The organism is Bartonella sp. AP21QHHD, assembly GCF_042196205.1.
Taxonomy (GTDB): domain Bacteria; phylum Pseudomonadota; class Alphaproteobacteria; order Rhizobiales; family Rhizobiaceae; genus Bartonella.
Genome location: NZ_JBHIPT010000043.1, coordinates 1 through 3,118, shown reverse-complemented (window position 1 = coordinate 3,118; position 3,118 = coordinate 1). Strand labels below are relative to the sequence as shown.

The 3,118-nt window shown below is 36.7% G+C and carries 1 protein-coding gene; it reads right to left on the bottom strand.

Annotated elements, in window-relative coordinates:
• Window positions 1-612: 612 nt before the first annotated feature.
• Window positions 613-3,118: autotransporter outer membrane beta-barrel domain-containing protein (locus ACFIMC_RS03195; protein WP_375680961.1), on the bottom strand; the 2,506-nt coding region annotated here is incomplete at its 5' end.

Here is a 3,118-nt window from a genome sequence, read left to right as displayed (position 1 = left end):
GGTATGCTTTGATGCTTACTTCATTCCCCTGATGGCGCAAGTACCCAGACAGTTTCTATATCATTATGTTTTTATTGTAAACAACAAAACGAAACATTGCGTCGTGTTCTTTATCGTTTAAAAAATGATTTTAGAATAGCTTTTAAAATAGAGATTGCAGTTAGAAACTATGAATTGCAGAAAAGCTAGATTGATCAGTATTCCGTTTAAAAGTGTTAAGAAACAAAATATTTTGCAAGGATGTTTGTTGCTTAAGGCTGTTGTTATGGAAACTCTACAAAATTTTTGGAGAAGCTGTTGTTGTGTGCTTACAAAAAGCTTTTAATTGATTTTCTTACACAGAGAATTATTTATTACGTGTTTTAAAATACAAAAAATTTTATTAAAAGCATTTGATTTTTATAAATCAAAAAGGCAGCTCTCTTGAGAATTCAGTATTCATTTAGAGATAACAGATTTTATTACATTTGGTTTGAGTGAGATTAATTGGCTCAAGAAAGGTGGTAGAAAGAATAGTTGTTAACGGTTCTTTCCGATAGATTATAAAAAGGCAGCACATTTGCACTGCCTTTTATTAAAATGAATAGAATATAAATTGTTTTTTGCGTTTTCTTAAAACTGATAGCGTATTCCACCTGAAAAGCTTGCTCCAGATATACCAGTTTTTTGAAGCTTATATTGATAGTTAACATCAGCATGAAGGGCGATATTTTGTGATAATTGTGCATTTACACCAAATCCACCTTCAAGGGCAGCTCCTATAGAATCAAGGTGGAATGGTTCACCAATCTGTATCGTACCATTGTTAGAAAAAGCTTTAACAACGTTTAGTTTACCATAGAAAGAAAGAATACCGCCGTTTTCAATAGAAAGCTTCGTTTGCGTTAAGCGTCCACCCACACGCACTAAGTATTGATAAGGATTTCCCATATCCACATCAAAGCCATCGACATCTGAGAGTGTGCCAAGCATGAGGCGTTGATAAACAAGTTGTGCTTGTGGTTCAAAGACCAATCCTTTCTTACTGGTTTCGAATTTTTGTCCAATGGTTGCTGATGCACTGAATGTATCAGCATTTTTCAATTCTGCAGTCTTTCCTATGAGAGCTGTGGTGATATCTCCCTTGAGCATTCCATAGGAGAAGAGCGCATGGATGTATATCCCATTATTATGGCGCAGCCCACTATATGCAGCAATTGACCATTTATTGAGTGTACTCTTGTCAGCACCTTCCATGTCTTTAGGGGTGAAAGCTAATTTCCCATATGTCCCTAAAAGACCAAAATTGGTGGTCATGTTTTGATCTTCTAGAGCTGCTAATGTAATGCCTGCCTGTAAAGCCGCATAGTGAATATCGGCACCATAGCCATATTGTAATGGCGTACGGTGAGAGGATAATGTCATCTTATTTCCATAAGTCGAGAATAAGACTCCTTTGTTTTTATGATCTTTTGTCTCAAAGGTGTTTTCCTGCATCGAGTTGAGTAAAGTGTTTTGATTGTTTATATCAGCCAGTCCAGCTGAGAATAGTGCGTTAGGCATGGACAAATAGCTTGCCACTTGAGGAACGAGAGCTCTGATCTTTCCCTCATTATCGAGAGTCTCATTTTGCAAGCGAAAATCCCAGAAATTTTGATTTTTTTCCAAGATGTTTTGTGCGTTGTTTGCTTGTCCAAGGGATGATGAACTGGTATTTTGCGCTTCTTTCTCTTTTGGTGAAACACCTTCAATCATTTTTCCTGATTCTGATATCGTATAGATTGTGTAGTCTTTGAGGGTATTTTCTTTTGATTCTTGTGATATTCCGCTAAAATGACTTTGTGTGCTATCGGCTGTCCCATGGCTGGATGTTGGACCATAGGCTTTGAGTATATATTTATAAGGCAATCCCCCCATTGTGGTGTAGCCGTGTGCAAGTTTGAAGGAATCTTCATTTGCATTTCCAGAAACTTGAATGAGTGAAAGACCACGCATATTCGAAGACACAGAATCTTCAGCTTTTAATATCTCACCTTTCGCAAGGTTCTTGATATGGACTGTTGTGCTGCCTGATACATCACCATGTATAAGGAGGCGGTCAGCTTTTTGCTGTTCTTTTACTAGACCATCACTCCATTCAATATTAAAATAAATTTTTGCATCGCCTGTGGCATTGTAAACTGTATTATAAGTGCTTTCTATATCGGGGATTGTACTTCCCTCAGGTCTACGAACCTCAGCTGTTCGCCCTACATACAAGGTATGATAATGATCTTTTTCCCGCCCTTGTGGTGTCTTAAATATGATAGAACTATTATTAAGATTCAGTACTGAAACGGTAGAAAGGGCTCGTTGTTTAATATCACTGAGCTCATAGTTAAACACATTAAAGTCAGTATCGACTTCCTCTTGAGAGGTCTTTAAGTACCATTTGCTTTTGTTATTCAGAGTCAAAACCGTTGTATTGACTTTTAAAGTTCTTGCTCGTCCCTCTATTGTTGAATTATCAGCGGTTAATGCTAAAGTTACAGGAAGAGTATCGTTGTCATAATATTTACGTTTCGTTTTATTTCTCAATAATACGTCAGATCGAATTTCTGAGTCTTTAAGTTGAACTTCAGCAACGGCTCTTGAGCAGTAGGGACCAAGAATACCGGTACCGTTTTTCACAAGAAGTTTTGTATTGCTAAGAACAACCTTATTGACAACTTTTTCTCCACTTTTCAGTGAAGAATCTTTTGTTTCATAAAAAACGATACCACCGGCACCTCCTCGTTGGACGGTTATGGTTGAATCTTCAACGTTGATTATACCATTCTTTGTTTCTAAACCTTTGTATACTGTATTTGCTTTAATTTCTTTAGCATGAATGCGTCCACCTTCTGATACAGAAAGTGCAGACATTTCCGTGTGTATTGTTGATTTTACAATTGTGATAGCTGCTTTATCATGCGCTAATATTCCAGGTCCTTTATCGCGGACAAGAACATTATTTAAAGTCTTTTCTTCTCCCTTATTTAATTCAATCTTCCCCAAAATTTCAGGAGTTTCAGGAGCCGATGTATTTGCATAAGTTGAACCGAAATGAGAAAAAATCAAAGTTCCAGCAATTGTACATAACAAAAAATTTTTCTTATAA